Source organism: Peptoclostridium litorale DSM 5388 (genome assembly GCF_900141635.1).
GTDB lineage: Bacteria > Bacillota > Clostridia > Peptostreptococcales > Peptostreptococcaceae > Peptoclostridium > Peptoclostridium litorale.
In genome coordinates this window covers 1-17,073 of record NZ_FSRH01000005.1, presented here as the reverse complement: position 1 = coordinate 17,073, position 17,073 = coordinate 1, and the positions used below count along the sequence as shown (strand labels likewise).

Annotated in this window: 16 protein-coding genes and 1 riboswitch; of the genes, 3 read left to right on the top strand and 13 right to left on the bottom strand. The window is 41.5% G+C overall.

All coding sequences use genetic code 11. The annotated features are described in order from the left end of the window. Positions 1-143 precede the first annotated feature (143 nt). Positions 144-362: an aspartyl-phosphate phosphatase Spo0E family protein gene (locus BUQ87_RS15815; protein ID WP_038265858.1), complete on the top strand. Its 219-nt coding sequence runs from the start codon at positions 144-146 to the stop codon at positions 360-362. A 68-nt stretch (positions 363-430) separates the two neighbouring features. On the opposite strand, the gene BUQ87_RS05820 is transcribed toward BUQ87_RS15815, so the two are convergent. Further along, the gene (locus BUQ87_RS05820) at positions 431-2,119 is read right to left on the bottom strand and encodes a phospho-sugar mutase (RefSeq protein WP_038265856.1); all 1,689 of its coding nucleotides are present in this window, start codon (positions 2,117-2,119) and stop codon (positions 431-433) included. A 302-nt stretch (positions 2,120-2,421) separates the two neighbouring features. Between BUQ87_RS05820 and BUQ87_RS05815 the strand changes: the two genes are divergently transcribed. Both BUQ87_RS05815 and metK read left to right on the top strand, forming a co-directional pair. Continuing rightward, on the top strand, positions 2,422-2,883 hold the full coding sequence (locus tag BUQ87_RS05815; protein WP_038265853.1) for a COG2426 family protein: 462 nt from the start codon (positions 2,422-2,424) through the stop codon (positions 2,881-2,883). 155 nt (positions 2,884-3,038) lie between these two features. Then, positions 3,039-3,144, top strand: a riboswitch (SAM riboswitch). Positions 3,145-3,254: 110 nt separating this feature from the next. Next, the gene (gene metK, locus BUQ87_RS05810) at positions 3,255-4,451 is read left to right on the top strand and encodes a methionine adenosyltransferase (protein WP_038265850.1); all 1,197 of its coding nucleotides are present in this window, start codon (positions 3,255-3,257) and stop codon (positions 4,449-4,451) included. A gap of 160 nt (positions 4,452-4,611) precedes the next feature. Here the strand turns inward: metK and BUQ87_RS05805 are convergent, their stop codons facing one another. From BUQ87_RS05805 to BUQ87_RS05750, 12 genes are all read right to left on the bottom strand, one after another. Further along, the gene (locus tag BUQ87_RS05805; RefSeq protein WP_242943786.1) at positions 4,612-5,331 is read right to left on the bottom strand and encodes a tRNA 2-thiocytidine biosynthesis TtcA family protein; all 720 of its coding nucleotides are present in this window, start codon (positions 5,329-5,331) and stop codon (positions 4,612-4,614) included. Further along, positions 5,328-7,367, bottom strand: a complete 2,040-nt coding sequence (locus BUQ87_RS05800; RefSeq protein WP_159434272.1) for a phosphodiester glycosidase family protein — start codon at positions 7,365-7,367, stop codon at positions 5,328-5,330. The genes BUQ87_RS05805 and BUQ87_RS05800 overlap by 4 nt, the downstream gene beginning before the upstream one ends. 119 nt (positions 7,368-7,486) lie before the next feature. Further along, positions 7,487-7,915, bottom strand: a complete 429-nt coding sequence (gene fabZ, locus BUQ87_RS05795; RefSeq protein WP_038265841.1) for a 3-hydroxyacyl-ACP dehydratase FabZ — start codon at positions 7,913-7,915, stop codon at positions 7,487-7,489. 18 nt (positions 7,916-7,933) lie between these two features. Next, the gene (locus tag BUQ87_RS05790; RefSeq protein ID WP_038265838.1) at positions 7,934-8,254 is read right to left on the bottom strand and encodes a rod-binding protein; all 321 of its coding nucleotides are present in this window, start codon (positions 8,252-8,254) and stop codon (positions 7,934-7,936) included. 28 nt (positions 8,255-8,282) lie between these two features. Then, positions 8,283-9,080 carry a flagellar basal-body rod protein FlgG gene (gene flgG, locus BUQ87_RS05785; RefSeq protein ID WP_038265836.1) on the bottom strand — a complete coding sequence of 266 codons (798 nt, stop codon included), beginning with the start codon at positions 9,078-9,080 and terminating at the stop codon, positions 8,283-8,285. Between the two features lie 28 nt (positions 9,081-9,108). Then, the gene (locus BUQ87_RS05780; RefSeq protein WP_038265834.1) at positions 9,109-10,179 is read right to left on the bottom strand and encodes a flagellar hook-basal body protein; all 1,071 of its coding nucleotides are present in this window, start codon (positions 10,177-10,179) and stop codon (positions 9,109-9,111) included. Positions 10,180-10,311: 132 nt separating this feature from the next. Continuing rightward, entirely contained in the window at positions 10,312-11,337 is a 1,026-nt protein-coding gene (mreB, locus tag BUQ87_RS05775; protein ID WP_038265830.1) for a rod shape-determining protein, read from the bottom strand. A gap of 331 nt (positions 11,338-11,668) precedes the next feature. Further along, the gene (gene murA, locus BUQ87_RS05770; protein WP_038265828.1) at positions 11,669-12,919 is read right to left on the bottom strand and encodes a UDP-N-acetylglucosamine 1-carboxyvinyltransferase; all 1,251 of its coding nucleotides are present in this window, start codon (positions 12,917-12,919) and stop codon (positions 11,669-11,671) included. A 200-nt stretch (positions 12,920-13,119) separates the two neighbouring features. Beyond that, positions 13,120-14,208, bottom strand: coding sequence for an HD-GYP domain-containing protein (locus tag BUQ87_RS05765; RefSeq protein WP_038265826.1), 1,089 nt, complete (start codon positions 14,206-14,208; stop codon positions 13,120-13,122). 120 nt (positions 14,209-14,328) lie between these two features. Further along, positions 14,329-15,966, bottom strand: coding sequence for a methyl-accepting chemotaxis protein (locus tag BUQ87_RS05760; protein ID WP_052636167.1), 1,638 nt, complete (start codon positions 15,964-15,966; stop codon positions 14,329-14,331). 174 nt (positions 15,967-16,140) lie between these two features. Continuing rightward, a complete protein-coding gene (trxA, locus tag BUQ87_RS05755) occupies positions 16,141-16,458 on the bottom strand; it encodes a thioredoxin TrxA (protein ID WP_074210054.1) in 318 nt (105 codons plus the stop codon). A 100-nt stretch (positions 16,459-16,558) separates the two neighbouring features. After that, positions 16,559-17,073 (bottom strand): NAD(P)/FAD-dependent oxidoreductase (locus tag BUQ87_RS05750; protein ID WP_159434271.1); only part of this gene is annotated, 515 nt, incomplete at its 5' end.

Genomic DNA, 17,073 nt, shown 5'->3' with positions numbered 1-17,073 from the left:
ATGGAAATTATATATTCTTTATAATATAATTATTTATTATATGCTTGCCGGTCTATATTTTCACCTTTTTTGGATTTAAATTATGTGGTTTGTCATATTTTGCATTTTATTTCCAAAACAATTCCAGTAAGGAGGCTTGTCAAATGTGCAAAAACCGCATTGATGAAAACCTTTTAAACAAAATCGAACTGTTCCGAGAAAAACTAAATGCCATGCTTGAGCCCGATAATGCTGACCTTTGTGCAGATGATGTGCTGGCCTTAAGCCGAAAGCTTGACCGTTTAATAATCCAATACGAAAACCGACACCCTTGTAATTGCTCAATAGACAATCAAAACCGCCTTTTTGACAGATGTAAATAAAAATAGCGGCATACACGTTTAAAACATGCATACCGCCACTATATTCACACAAACATCCATAAAACTTCTTATTTTATACTGTCCATGACGCCTTTTTTAAGAGCTTCCATTACTTTCTTTGATTCTTCATCGCTGCTTCCTTTCACACCAAAATAGAATTTTATTTTTGGCTCTGTTCCCGAAGGCCTCACTGCAAACCATGCATCTTTTTCGAGATCAAACACTAGTACATTTGATTTCGGGAATCCTTCAACCCCCTTGCTGTAATCCTTTATTCCTGCAACTTCAAGCCCTCCAACCTGAGTAGGTGGGTTCTCCCTGAGCATCTTCATTATTCCCTGTATCTTCTCAGCCCCTTCTCTTCCCTTGAGCACAACATTTTCAAGCGAATCGCTGAAGAAGCCATATTCCTTGTAAAGCTCATGCATTGCATCTACAAGGTTCATTCCCTTCGAATAGTAATATGCCGCCATTTGGGCTACCAGCATTGATGCCACAACCGCATCCTTGTCTCTTGCATGATTTCCTGCAAGGTATCCGTAGCTTTCCTCGTAGCCATATATAAAATTCTTGCCCCCATTTTCCTCGAATTCCTTTATCTTTTCAGCAATAAATCTAAACCCTGTAAGTGTATCCAGAGTCTCCACGCCGAAAGAATCCGCTATTACATCTCCCATTCTCGAGGTCACTATCGTCTTTACAACCACTGCATTCTCAGGAAGCTCTCCTGCATCCTTAAGCCCTTTCAATATGAAGTGAAGAAGAAGAGCTCCAGTTTGATTTCCCGTAAGCAGTCTGTATTCCCCCAATTTCTCCTTCACCACAACTCCTACTCTGTCACAGTCCGGATCTGTTCCTATTATAATATCGGCATCCTTTTCATTTGCAAGATTTATTGCCAGCTCGAATGCCGCCGGATCTTCAGGATTTGGATAATCCACAGTAGAAAAATTCGGGTCCGGCGCTTCCTGGCCCGCAACCACAAATACGTTTTTAAAGCCAGCTTCATTAAGCACCCTTCTCACCGGTACATTTCCAGTTCCATGAAGCGGTGTGTACACGATTTTTAGTTCATCCGATACCTCGCATACTATTTCTTTACAAAGCGACTGTTTTTTGACAGCCTCTATGAAATCATCATCCAAATCAGCCGAAAGGACTTCTATCAGCCCTTTTTCAAAAGCCTCTTTTTCGCTCATTACGGGTATCTTGCTGTAATCCGTTATGGCGTTTACCTTTTCTATTACCTTCTTTGATTCTTTATCGTTCAGCTGGGCTCCGTCATCCCCATATGCCTTATAACCATTATATTCAGGAGGATTATGGCTTGCAGTTATAACTATGCCCCCGGCAGCCCCCATGCTCCTTACTGCAAATGAAAGCTGCGGGGTAGGTCTTAGTCCGTCAAATATGTAAGTCTTTATGCCGCACGCCGCAAGTGTTCTCGCAGCTTCCAATGTGAAATCCCTTGACTTGAATCTGTTGTCATGGGCTATTACTAATCCCTTTTCCTCGTCGCCCTTTTCAATTATGTGCTGCGCAAGTCCATATGTAGCCCTTCTTACTGTATACTTGTTTATCCTGTTTGTTCCTATTCCTATGACTCCTCTAAGGCCCCCTGTTCCAAATTCAAGGTCCTTATAGAACCTGTCCTCTATCTCCTTCTCATCATCTGCTATTTGCATAAGATCTTTTCTGACCTCTTCGTCGAAATATTCGTTTTTAAGCCAGTCTTCATAAACCTTCATGTAGTCCATGTGAATTCTCCCTCTTTCTCATTTTTATTTTTTATGTCTTTTTCTTTCTAAATGTTTATCCGGTAACCCTGTCATATCTTCTTTCGCTACAATACTATGGGCTCTTGCACCTATGCCATTTTACAGCCATACATAATCATTAATACCCACAAACAGTCTCTTTACTATAAATAAATTTTTTAGCGCTGCCTTATTTTTATCTATTCAACAACAATAGTATTTCAAATTTTTCCATTATTGTACACCTTTTTTTAGGGTATAATTTATTTGTAGTGCAAACACATGTTAAAAAGGAGGGTTTTATGGATTTTTTATATTTTTTGCCAAAAGAGCTTATTTTAACCATCATTTCCGCCACTCCTTTCTTAGAGCTCAGGGGCGCTATCCCATTTGGAGTCTCATGGGGATTTGCCCCGCTTAAGGTTCTTTCAATATGTGTGCTGGGATCGACTCTTCCTTCTCCTTTTTTAATAGTGTTTTTCAGAAAAATTCTAGTTTTTCTTGAGAAATACGAAACTTTGGGTCCCTTTGGAAATTACCTTCAAAGCAGGGCTCTTCGCAAAAGTGCAAGGATTAAAAAGTACAGGCTGCTTGGCCTCTTCATGCTCGTGGCAATTCCCATTCCCACAACAGGCGCATGGACCGGATCAATGGTAGCCTCGCTTCTCGATATAAGGCTTAAAAGCGCACTGCCGGCAATACTGCTTGGAAACATAGCCGCCGGCGTTATAGTGCTCATGCTTTCACATCAAATACTACTATGAAATATATATCCGTTTTCTCACCAGAAAACGGATATATATTTTTGTATATACGCAAGTGAAAATTTTTTTATTTTTTTATTGACAAAGTATTTAAGTAATAGTAATATTAAACTCGAAGTCTGAAAATACAAAACTTCAAACTAATTATCTTGATTGCCTTATCAAGAGAGGTGGAGGGACAGGCCCTATGAAACCCGGCAACAGCCAGCGTTTGCTGGAAATGTGCTAATTCCTACAGAATTTTTTTCTGGACGATGAGGTTGGTGTATAAACTATGCCTCTTCGACTGTCGAAGAGGCTTTATTTTTGAAAATCCAACCAGGAACTATTACAATAAACTTTTGGAACTATTTTTAAAGGAGGACATTTAAATGGCAAGAAGACTTTTTACATCTGAATCTGTTACTGAGGGACATCCTGATAAAATTTGCGATCAGGTTTCTGACTCTATACTTGACGCCATAATAGAAAAAGACCCTAATGCAAGGGTTGCATGCGAAACTACAGTTACTACAGGACTTGTGCTTGTAGCCGGAGAAATAACTACTAACGCATATGTTGACATACCTAAAATAGTTAGAAACACTATAGAAGAAATCGGATACACTAGAGCAAAATACGGATTCGACTGCGACACTTGCGCTGTTCTTACTTCAATAGACGAGCAGTCTTCTGACATAGCAATGGGAGTTGACGAGGCGCTTGAAAGCAAGGAAGGAACAATGACTGACGACGTTGAGGCTCTTGGAGCTGGAGACCAGGGAATCATGTTCGGATTTGCGTGCAACGAGACTGAAGAGCTTATGCCTCTTCCAATATCTCTTTCACACAAGCTTGCAAAGAGGCTTTCTGACGTTAGAAAAAACGGCACTCTTGAGTACCTTAGACCTGATGGAAAAACTCAGGTTACAGTAGAGTATGAAAACGACAAGCCAAAGAGAATAGACACTATACTGATATCTACTCAGCACGGCCCTGAGGTTGACCGTAAGACTATAGAAAAAGACCTTATACAGCACGTTATAAACAAGATAGTTCCTATGGAGCTTATGGACAGCGAAACAAGAATTCTTGTAAATCCAACTGGAAGATTCGTTGTCGGAGGACCACAAGGAGATGCAGGTCTTACTGGAAGAAAGATAATAGTTGACACTTACGGCGGATACTCTAGACACGGCGGCGGGGCTTTCTCTGGAAAGGACGCTACTAAAGTTGACAGATCTGCTGCATACGCATCAAGATACGTTGCTAAAAACGTAGTTGCAGCTGGAATAGCCGACAAGTGCGAGGTTCAGCTTGCATACGCGATAGGTGTTGCAGAGCCTGTTTCAATACTTGTTGACACTTTCGGAACTGGAAAGATATCTGACGACGAAATATCAGATCTTGTTGAAAAGCACTTCGACCTAAGACCGGGAGCTATAATAAAGCACCTTGACCTTAGAAGACCTATATTCAGAAAGACTGCTGCATACGGCCACTTCGGAAGAAATGACGCAGACTTCACATGGGAAAAGACTGACATGGCTGACACTCTTAGAGCTGATGCTTTCGGAGAGGCTAAATAAGCTTGATAATAGTCCAAACTGCATAGATTATATAAATGAAAAGAGGAAGTCTTTTAAAGACTTCCTCTTTTCACGTTCTCAAATAGATAGAAAATCAAACCTCCACAGAGGGTATTCCGAAGTTATAAATCCGTCCAAAAGATTCATAACTCGCACGCCCTTAAAACCAAAGCTGTGTCTGCTCCTTGTTTTGAAGCGCCTTTAGCATCCTTTTTCTAAAGTCCGGAATTTTCGAAGCAAACATCGATACAAATTCATTCGCCTCTTCCCTCTTGGTATGGCCATCTGCCGGACACGGGCTTTTTATTACAGGTATGTCGTTGTTTTCAACCGCCGCCTTTATGGCGTCTTCCGTAGCGTATATAAGCGGTCTTATCATAGTTATATCCTGTCTCGAAAGATATGTCACAGGTTTGAACGTAGACACCCTGCCCTCATAAAACATGCTCATGAAAAGCGTAGCTATTCCATCATCAAGATGGTGTCCGAATGCGACCTTTGTTATGCCTCTTTCCTTTGCCGTCTCATATATGGCTCCCCTTCTCATCCTTGAGCAAAGAGCGCATGGGCTCGACTCCTTCCTTATGTCAAACACAACTTCTGCTATGTGAGTCTTTACAACTGTATATGGAATGCCAAGCCCCTCTATAAACCTTCTGCCCTCATCAAGGTTCAAATTCTTAAACCCCGGATCTACTGTTATTGCCTCCAGTTCGAATTTTTGAGGCGAAAACCTCTGGTATAGCTTAAGTGCGTAAAGAAGAGCTGCGCTGTCCTTCCCTCCGGAAAATCCAACTGCTATTTTATCGCCGTCCTCTATCATATTGTAGTCTTCACATGCTTTTCTCATTGCCCCCATTACTCTTTTCAAGCTCGTCATTCCCCCCTGAATATGTTCATATAGCCGTACTTCACATCGTCTCCATTTATATTCATAACCAGATATCTATAGTCGTTTTTATAGTCTCCTTTGTGCAGGTCGCCGTAATCAGGGATTGATATATACCTCGCATTTCCTTCCACAGTCTGGGAAAACCCACTTCCCCTATATACCACGTATATGTTCTTGTCCTTTGCCTTTTCATATACCTTTTTCTTGAAAAGTTCCGCTTCCTTGTCAAACCTGAGCTGCTCCTTTGAATTGAATACAACCACTATGTTGTCGTAATCGGAATTCAAAGAATCCTCCAAAAACTGCCACTGTCCCTGAGTCTTGTAGAACGCCCCGTTTGAATTGTCAAGCGACACTACAAGTATTTCATCATCAATATGCGTTGAACCGTATATTCCACCCGGGCTTAAAACCTTGTCCCACAAACCCGATTCCATCTCCTGATTTGTATTTCCTATCATGAATATACTAGGGTCTTCAAGTTTATTTATGTCTTTTTCATATTTTTGAATTATAAGGTTGTCCACAAGCCTTTTCTTCGATATCCCCATGTTGCCCAAAAATGCCAGCGTAACGCCTTTGTCAAGCTGCTCATGGCTTATGTCTTCAACATTGAGCTCATCTGAAGATCTTTTTTCAATGACCTCTATTTCAATTTCTTCGGTTTCACCTTCGTACGACACCTCTATCGTACCCTTTCCTGCCTCTGAAGGTATAAGCCTTCCGCCTTCAAAACGTCCCTCAATTCCGTCCAGGTCAAAGTCAGCTCTTGATGCATCTATGGCAACAGGATTGTCGTCCCTGTCAAAAAAGCATACTTCAACTTGGGCGCTTTCTCCCACATACATTAAATTCTTGTCCACATGAATCTCCATATGGTCGAATTCCCCAGGCTCTGCACTGGTCTTTACCGCGAATGCATTGAGTATTTCCCTTTCCGTTCCGTTTACAAGGGTGTTTCTTATCCTGTCGTTTGCTATAAGCTCCGTGGATCCTCCCCCGTCAAGTATTACAGCATCTTTGCACCCAATGCTCAGCATGTAGCTTGCAACATCTTCCGGCTCCATTCCAACATAGTTGTCGAGCCTTCCGTCGACTGTGAACATTACGAGCTTGTCATCATTTGTAATTCCTATTGCCGATCTTTGAGCCTTTCCACGCACCTTCTGGGTAAGCTGGGTGAGCTGCCCGTCTCTTATTATTACGCTACCTGCACCCATAGCCGTCTTAACTTTTGAGTAATCAGGACCCGTGCTTGCCAAAAGCTCTACCGATTCTCCCGGTATGAAATTGTCCCGAAGAAGCGCCCCGTTGTTGCCTCCTGCTACCAATACATATCCGTTTTTAGGTATTTCGACTGGAGGCTGTCCATATCTGACTTCTCTTACTATGCCCGAGTCCACTACAACCTCGCACACATCATAATATGTATCGTCTGCTCCTGGTGAGTTTTTGACATATTCACTTGTAAGCGCCACTATGTTTGCAAAATACTGGCTCGGTTTGTTAACTGCAGCCACTGGAACTTCTACATTTTTTGCAGTGTTGACCGCTTTCATGTTTGGGCTTAGGTATTCAAAAAGTACGTTTTTCGAATCGTCTACAATTATGGACGCATATTTTTGTTCCTCGTAATGTGGGTTCGAAAGTATCTTGCCATCCCGCACCATTGTTCCAAGCGAGAATGACGGATTTGACATGCTGAAAAAATCTCCGTTTATGGCCGCAAGTACGTCATCCCTTTTAGTCACCATGCTGCTGAGTTTTTGCCTTTTGCTAAAACCCTGATCTTCATTGAATATAATGTCAAATCCCACGTTTTCATTTGAAATATCCGCTTCTACTATGTTTATATTGTATACTCCCTCTTCTGTAAACCTAAATATGTTCTTATACACTACCCCTTCTGCAAGTGTCTGTTTTCTTTCCCTTTCATCTATGACATACGGTCCTTGCGCATAGGCTGAAAGCATGCTCATCATGGTCATGAAAACAGTCAATACTATACAAGCTGTCCTCTTCATATTCTCACCTTCCCGGTAATATTTAAAAAACATCACTAAAGCCCCCCAATGCGCAAAACGCATTAGGGGGCATCCCGTTATGTTTTAGGTCCTTATCAAGACCATCTCTCTAGCATGGTTTATCTTTCTACAATAGCAAACATCAATTCTCCACTGCATGCAAGCTCGTCTCCTACATATGCACTTGCCTTGGCCTTTCCTATTCCCCTTCTTACCTTTATGAATTCAACTTCCATCCTGAGCGTATCGCCTGGAAGCACTTCCCTTTTGAATCTCACTCCGTCTATTCCCGTGAAAAGTCCTATCTTTCCTTCGTTTCCTTCGAGCGACAGCATTATATATGCGCCCACCTGAGCCATTGCTTCAACTATAAGCACTCCAGGCATTACAGGGTAGTTTGGGAAATGACCCTGGAAAAAGGGCTCGTTTATCGTTACATTTTTTATCCCAACAGCTTTTTTCCCCTCCTCAAGCTCCACTATCTTGTCTACAAGCAAAAATGGATATCTGTGAGGTATCACATCTTTTATCTGTCTTATATCTATCATCAGCATTTATCCCCTTTTTTATTCTTTGTCTGTCCTGTTTCTTGTAAACTGGTCGTATATCATTTTAGCAAGACCAATAGATGAATTTTGAGCGGCATCCTCTCCTATGGTCTCATAGTACATGTCATCCATTATGTCATGTCCAGCAGATTTCGGCATGAACCCCGAATCCGGGATTGTCTTTTTCATCTCCTTGAGCATTATTTTCATGAATTCCCCTTCAAGCTTTACGCATGAATCCATAAGATCCTTGTCCTCAGAGCCTTTTATGTCTTTTTCAACATTCTGATTCAACTTAACCGCGTTGACCATATCCATTCCATAGGAATTAACCTTCACAAAGTCACCTCCACACAAGGTCTAGTTTTTACCTCTTAACGCTGTTTGCCGTCTGCATCATTTCGTCCGCAGTCTGTATTGTCTTTGAATTTATATCGTATGCCCTTTGAGCCGTTATAAGCTTTATCATTTCCTCGACTATCTGCACATTGGAGTTTTCAAGGTATCCCTGATATATCTTGGTGTCCCTTTCCTCTCCTTCAAGCAGCATCTCCTCTCCTGAGGCGTTCGTAGCCTTGAGGAAGTTTCCTCCTACGGCCTCGAGTCCGTCAGGATTCAAAAAGTCTACAACAGCAAGCGAAAGGCCCGTATCCTCCACTGTTCCGTCTTCAGTCTTTACCTTTATGGCTCCCATCTCATCAACGGTGAAATCCTTGTCCGTATCTGAAAACTCTATGTAGTCGTCATCCTCCGAAAGCACAAAATATCCTTCAGACGTGACAAGCCTTCTTGTATCTCCATCCACGTCCAGCTTGAAGCTTCCGTCTCTTGTATAAATTCTTTCTCCTGCAGGGTTTTGTGCTACAAAGAATCCCCTTCCGTCAAGCGCGAAATCCGTATCGTTTTCAGTGCTTTGGAATCCTCCATTTTCAAAATTCCTGCTTGTGGCACTGTACATTACCCCGTGGCCTACCTGAAGATTTACAGGACTTCCCTCTCCGTCTACAATGCTTGCATCTTTTATGTTTTCATATAGAAGATCTTTGAATTCAACCCTCATCTTCTTGTATCCAGTGGTATTAACATTCGCAAGGTTGTTTGATATATTGTCTATGTTAAGCTGCTGAGCCTTCATTCCACTAGCCGCTGACCAAAGTGCTCTCATTGCATCTACCTCCCATTACAGTTTCAGGTTAAAGTTTGCCTATCTCATTGGCGGCTTTTGCCATTATATCGTCATACGCCTTTATGACCTTCTGTCCACTTTCATAGTTTCTCATAATGTCTATCATCTCGATCATTTCTTTGACAGGATTTACATTAGACCCTTCAATATAACCTTGAAGAAGCTCTCCCTCAAACTGACCCATATTGGGATCCTGGCCCGGCTCCACTTCATATGTGCCATATCCTATCTTTCTAAGTGTGTCCAGGTTCCGCACATCAGCAACACTTAAAGTATCGAAAAACGAGCCGTCTATGTATATGTCTCCGTTTTCTCTTATATTAAGTTCGCCGTCAACAGGCACCGGCCCGCCATTTGCCATAACTCTCATACCCTCGTCTGTAACAAGCATTCCGTCATCGCTTATTTTAAAAGTGCCCTCACGTGTATACCTAGTCTGTCCATCTGCCGTTTGCACCTGGAAGAATCCGCTTCCCTTTATGGCAACATCCAAATTCCTATTGGTCTGCTGAAGCCCCCCTTGGCGGAAATTGCTTTTTATGTAGTCTACGCTCTTTCCCCCGTTTACAGTCCCTATCACGCCTCTTTGAGGCGTAAACAGAAGATTTGCTACACTTTGCCCTCCTGAAGATACATTTCCCTGTCCGTCTATTTGGAAATTGGCTCCCGCCTGTATCCTCTTTCCGTTTGAATCCAAGACATAGTATCCCCTGCTTGTGTCTACTCTGCCGGCTATGCTTCGTGAATATGTCTTTAGATATCCCTGATCGTCTGCCGCCAGCTTCATATCTCTGCTGTAGCTTTTTCCCTGAGACCCGTCTACAGTAAAAAAGCTGCTCTGACAATTCACTATAAACCCTTGTCCGTCTCTTTTCACGCCTATATTACTGTCTCTTGTGTTGTTGCTGTATGAGACTCCGTTCATCTTGCTAAGCAGCTTTTCAGGAAATGCCTTTGTTATAAGTTCATCCTTTTTAAATGATGCTGTATTTGTGTTTGCAAGGTTATTCGAGACAACATCTAGCTTTCTCTGATTTGTACTCATTGTAGATGTAACCGTATAAATTCCCCTGTACATATAATCCACTCCATATGAATATTTGGCGGACTGTGAAGCCCGCCATACATATTTCCCCAAAATCACTCCGTATATTGAATTTCGGATATAAACGGGTAATTCTTTATAGGGCGCAGGTATCAAGTTTTTGATCTACCTTTTTTTAGATACGCCTCCGCTCCTTTTGAGGAGGTGAAGGGAATTTAGGGCTTCTCCCGTTCCCATTGCAACGCAAGACACCGCATCTTCAGCTATTTGTACATTTATTCCGGTTCTATTTGATATAAGCTTGTCTAGCCCCCAAAGAAGAGAACCTCCACCTGTCATTATTATCCCCTTGTCACTTATGTCCGCAGAGAGTTCCGGCGGCGTCTTTTCAAGCACCATATGAACTGCATCAGCTATCTGGTTTACATTTTCCTCAAGTGCATGGAATGTCTCCATGGCCTTTACCGTCACGTTTTCAGGAAGACCTGAAACCAGGTTTCGCCCCCTTACATCCATGGTCACATCTGCGTCTCTTTTATATGCTGTGCCTATGTGGATTTTTATGTCCTCGGCGGTTCTCTCTCCTATGAGCAAGTTGTATTTTTTCCTCATGTACTTAACCAGCGCTTCATCGAATTTGTCCCCTGCAATTTTTATCGAAGTGCTTACAACTACTCCTCCAAGCGATATTACAGCTATGTCGGCAGTTCCTCCGCCTATGTCCACAACCATGTTGCCGTTTGGCTTTGATATGTCAAGCCCCGCACCTATTGCAGCAGCTATAGGCTCTTCTATAAGGAAAACCTTTCTGGCCCCAGCCTCCATTGTAGCGTCTATCACAGCCCTCTTTTCAACCTCTGTCACACCCGATGGTACGCACACCATTATCTGAGGCTTGAATAGGCTGAAAAAGCTGCTCTTCCCAAGTACTTTCGATATGAAATACTTAAGCATCTTTTCAGTCACGTCATAGTCTGATATGACCCCCTCTTTAAGCGGTCTTATCGCGACTATGTTGCCTGGAGTCCTTCCAAGCATTTTTCTCGCCTCTTCTCCAACTGCAAGCACAGTATTAGTATTTTTATCAATGGCCACAACTGAAGGCTCTTTAAGAACTATACCCTTCCCCTTTACATATACAAGTATTGACGCCGTGCCAAGATCTATGCCTATATCCGGTGCAAATTTCATAATCAATCTACCTCTCCCATCATAATATCAAACTGACACTAATAAAAATCACATACCTCTATTATAACAAAAAAATACACTTAAGCACCAACATATGAATGCTTTTTAATTTTTATTTAATCTTTGTGACATTGATTTTTTAGGGGCTGTAAGTCCTATGTCCCATATAGTTTTGGAGTAATATGAAACTTCAGCAAAAGCCTTTTTATGGCATGAACGTCCAGACGCTTGTACCAACGCATGCCTGCAATCTATAGTTAAACAGGTCTGAATTTCATCAGATTTTACATAATTACAAATAGAAGCCGGGACATTCTCCCCGGCTTCCACGTTAAATTACCTTTTCTATTTTTCCTCCAAGCTGAGTTATCTTTTTTTCTATGCTCACATATCCTCTTTCGATATGGTGTATTTGGCCTATCCTTGTTTCTCCCTTCGCCAAAAGTCCCGCAAGTATGAGTGCAGCTCCCGCTCTAAGGTCAGTAGCTTCTACATTTGCCCCTTCAAGAGAATCCACGCCCTGGACTATTGCCGTTTTGCCCTCTATTCTTATGTTTGCCCCCATCCTTCTGAGCTCATTTACATGCATGAATCTGTTTTCAAATACAGTTTCAGTAACTATGGAAGTTCCCTTAGCCATGCTCAAAAGAGCCATAAACTGGGCCTGCATGTCAGTTGGAAATCCCGGATGTGGGAGGGTTTTTATCGTTGTCGCCAAGGTCTCTTTCGGTCCTATAACCCTTATTGATTCGTCTCCTTCAATTATAGTGCATCCAACCTCTTTCAATTTTGCTATTGCCGGCTTCAAATGCTCTATGACTACATTTTCTATTTCTATGTCTCCCTTTGTAATAGCAGCTGCAACCATGAACGTGCCGGCCTCAATCCTATCTGGAATAACCCTGTGTGTAACCCCTTTAAGGGCGCTTACTCCTTTTATTGTAATCGTGTTCGTTCCAGCACCTTTGACATTGGCACCCATTCTGTTTAAAAAATTCGCAAGGTCGACAATTTCAGGCTCCTCTGCAGCATTTTCAAGTATTGTCGTACCTTCAGCCATAGAAGCCGCCATTATTATGTTTTCCGTAGCTCCCACAGATGGGAAGTCCAGATATATCTTATCCCCTGAAAGTGCGCTGCACGACGCCTCTACCGTTCCATGTTCCACGCTTACATCTGCCCCGAGTGCTTCAAATCCTTTTAGATGAAGGTCTATGGGTCTTGTCCCTATTGCACACCCTCCCGGCATTGAAACTCTGGTTCTTTTAAATCTCGCAAGTATCGGTCCCATTACAAGGAAAGATGCCCTCATTTTCCTTACCAGCTCGTATGGCGCATCCCATTTGTCCACTCCGCTGGCATCCACCTGGAGTATTCCGTTTTCAAATTCGACATCTGCCCCCAGTGTCTTTAAAAGATCTATCATTACGTATACATCTCTTAGCTGCGGAACATCTTCTATTACCGATTTACCGTCCACAAGCAATGTAGCAGCCATTATGGGCAGTACCGCATTCTTTGCCCCATCTATTCTAACGCGCCCAACAAGAGGCCCGCTTTGTCTCACTATTATTTCAGGCAATCCATTCATCCCTTCCATAGGTTAATATCAACAAACTACTCGGCGTTAAAAGCCGGGCTTCAAATCCACTGGCTAAATTCACTGCTATTTTATTGGCTCATACTTTACCAAACCATTTCTATAGCTCCTTATTAGCACATAAGTTATTATATTATCGACTCTATTAAAACTCAATCACTATTTTGATATTTTTTACAGATTTAACCCGAAATTTCATATACAATTTCCTTTATTACCTGGTTGTTCATTTCCATAAGGTCAATCTTCTCATCCGTAAGCTTCCCATTTATTATTAGCTCAACCACCGGCCTCATAGGAAATCCCTCATTTAGCTTTTTGACTACTGCCGTTTCGCCATTGCTCAACATTACAATCGTTCCAACCGGATAAGGTATTATCTTTTTTACAAATACCTTTACATAGTCAATATCCAATTTGCTTGATGCGAGTGACATTATATATTCTATTGCTTCACTTGGAGCAAATGCCTTCCTGTAGCTCCTGTCCGAAGTGAGAGCGTCATATATGTCTGCAATCGAGACTATTCTGGAGAATTTATGTATTTGAGAAAGCTTATTGCCACTTGGATATCCGCTTCCATCCATATTCAAGTGATGCTGCAAAGCTATTATCTTTGTTGTAGCCTTTATAGACGAATTTTGAGATATATACTCATACCCTTTTACAGTATGCTGCTGTATTATTTTAAATTCTTCGTCTGTAAGCTTTCCCGGTTTGTTGAGTATTTCCTTTGGCACGAATATCTTGCCTATGTCATGGAGCATTGCGCCCATTGTAATCTCATATAGTTCATTTTTGGTAAGCTGTGCGGCAATTCCTATGACAAGCGACAGTACAGCCACATTCACACTGTGTGAATATGTATAATTGTCCATGCTCTTTATGTCAACCATGCTTATCATTATATCCTTCTGGTTGAAAAGATCATCAACTATAGCCTTTGACATATCATAAAGCTCATCCAGATTCTTGTATATTTGAGCGCTATTTTGAGTTTCCCTCCCTTGATTTTTGGCAAAAAACTCAAACGTATCCTTTATTTTGTTTGTTACTTTACGCCTTATTTCCGGCTTGATTACATCCTCTATGTCCCCTTGAGAATAGTCATCTTTTACATATATGGACTTATATCCTTTGTCCTGTATTTTTTGTATTATAGGGTCCGAAAGGATAACTCCTTCCTTAAGAAGAAGGCTTCCATTCGAATCTATAAGCGGCTTTGCAATAACTGCTCCTTTTCTTACTGAATTCATTGGCACAAATCGCATAAATATTCCACCCTCCCCTTGTGTTTGCCTGTTTATTGACCTATCCTTATAATTTTAATTTCAAGCGGCTAAATTTACAATGAATATTACAACATATTTTTTTTTAGTTCTAAAGCCTCATTATCCCAGAGTCAGATCTCCCATCAAAATACCTTTTATATCTCCTGTATTGTCCTTGACTGGAACAGCTATTGCTATACAGTAATTGTTGCTGTCCACAGATATATACGGCTCAGATGTATATTCAACGCCTTTTACAGCCTGCCTGTGGTACTCCCTGTGTGCAAAGTTGACATAGGTTTCCTCTTTCGTATAGTCCAGGGCAGTCGCCACCCTAAGCCCGCCGCTGTCCATCATGGCAATCATTTCAAACTGATTATGCATTTTCATCTTTTCCTGGAGACATTTTCTTCCCTCTTCATAGTCCATCCCTATAACTTCCCTTTGCATGGCCATTTCGCGAAGAATCCTTGTGCCATCTTGAACATACTTTTTCTTTTGCGAGTTTAGTCCATATGACTTTACGAATGCGTTGATGTATTCCTTCATCTCCATATTCATATCTGAAAGGCTTTTTATGGATTCGAATATATAATTCGTCGAAATCGACTGTTCATCCATTGTAGCCGCTATTTCTTCAGTTGCAGCCGTAGTATCCTGGGATACGGCACTTATCCTTTCCATTATCCCTTCTATTTCCGAAACCCTTTCAACTTGACTTTCCACACCATCTGCTATGTCTTCAACCTCTTGTATTGTAATCCTTGCCTTTTGCGTCATTGAGTTTAACACGCTGCTTGTTTCCTTTGAAAATTCTATGTTTTTGTTTATGCTTTCAACTTCCACATCTATGCCTGTCGTTATATCCGATATTTCTCTTTTTATCTCGTTTACTATGTTTTGTATCTCTCCCGCCTGCCTTGACGAGTCCTCTGCAAGTCTTCTTATTTCTTCAGCCACTACTGAAAATCCTTTGCCGGCTTCTCCTGCCCTTGCGGCTTCTATTGACGCATTAAGAGCCAAAAGATTAGTGTTTTCACTTATTTCATTTACAGTGTCTGCTATGTTTTGTATGTCAAATGCCTTTGATTCAAGACCTTTTATGTCTCCTGCAAGCTTGAGATTCGACATTGCTGAAATATCCATCCTATATACAAGCTGGTTGAATTTTTCAGAGCTTTCATCTACAATGGCTCCCATCTCTTCCGCAGCAATCTTGACCTTCCTGGTCTTTTCTCCAACAGCTCTTGCCCCACTTGTTATCTCTCTTGAATTATCCTGCGCCCTTACTATTGAATGGGTCTGATCTGTCACTCCATTTGAGACGTCGTTCATTGCAGCTGCCGTTTCGCTTGATGCTTGATTAACAGCATTGGCCTGCTCGCCTATTTTGTCTGTATATCCTATTATCTTGTCATTTATTGTAAGGCTCTGCGCTATAAGCAACCTGAATTTTACTATTAGCTCATTCACACTTTCTGAAATTTCTTTTGCAGCCCCGTCCTCAATATCTATTTTCTGTGTGAGATCTCCATTAGCTATTTTTTGAATTCTGTCTGCTATATGCTTTATGGAGGACCTTGTGTTTATTTCCGATAATGTCCATCCTAAAAAACCTGTAGCCATTCCAAGAGCCGCCACAATGATTTTTGAGGTCTGAGAAGCTTCTTTAAGTGCCAATGCTCCAATTAGATATGAAATCGCGCCAGATATCACTACAGTGGTCATCAGCCCCTTTTTCAATTTTTCATTTTTCAAAACAAACACCCCTTACCTTAAATTTTCCAATCCCCATACATAACAATGATACCACTAAAACAAAATAGAGCAAAGACCGTTTTGACATGTCTTTGCCCTGTTTTTCAATGTATTTTTTTATTTTCAAATTATGAGATTCAGCCTTTTACACACATAAATAATACTGGTTATTTACTATATGTTTCTTTCTACCATTGCCTCTATGTTTTCTATTGTTGCATCGTCTTTAGTAACTTCATCCACCTTTACTCCATCCTTGTATAGAGACAGTGTAGGAAGTCCTAGTATCTTTTGGCTTATAGCAAGTCTTCTTGCTCCTGTTGTGTTGAGCTTTGCAAACACAACTCTTCCTTCGTATTTCTTCGAAAGCTCTTCTACCGCTGGCATAAGAGCCTTGCATGGTACGCATCCATCGCTATAGTAGTCAACTAGTACGTATCCTGTTCCCTCTAGAACCTCAGTTTTGAAAGTATCTTTATCTAGCATTAACATTTACAGTCATCTCCCTTTTTTCTTTTGTATTTATGCAACGGCCAAGCCCATGAGGTCTGGCCATTATTATCTTTGTTATTTGTCTTTTAATCAGCAGTGATTACTCTGCGAAGTGCTCTTCTATATACTTCTCAGCTTGAACTGCAGCTATAGCTCCGTCAGCTGTCGCTGTAACTACCTGTCTAAGTGACTTGACTCTTATGTCTCCAGCGGCAAATACGCCTTCAACGTTAGTCTTCATGTTGTCGTCTGTTGGTATATAGCCTGTCTCGTCAAGCTCTAGCTTTCCTTCTACAAGAGCGCTTTTTGGATCGTATCCTATGAATACGAATATTCCGAAAGTGCCGTCTTCTTCAGGTGCAACGAACTCTGTAACTTCTCCAGTTTCTCTGTTTTTGAATACTGCAGATTCTACTATTCCGTCTCCCTTTATTTCTTCTATTACTGTGTTCCACATGAAGTTAAGCTTTTCGTTTTTGAATGCCTTCTCTTGTATAGACTTAGCAGCTCTAAGCTCGGCTCTTCTGTGAACTATTGTAACTTTTCTAGCGAATTTTGTAAGGAACATAGCCTCTTCAACTGCTGTGTCTCCTCCGCCTATTACGAACACTTCCA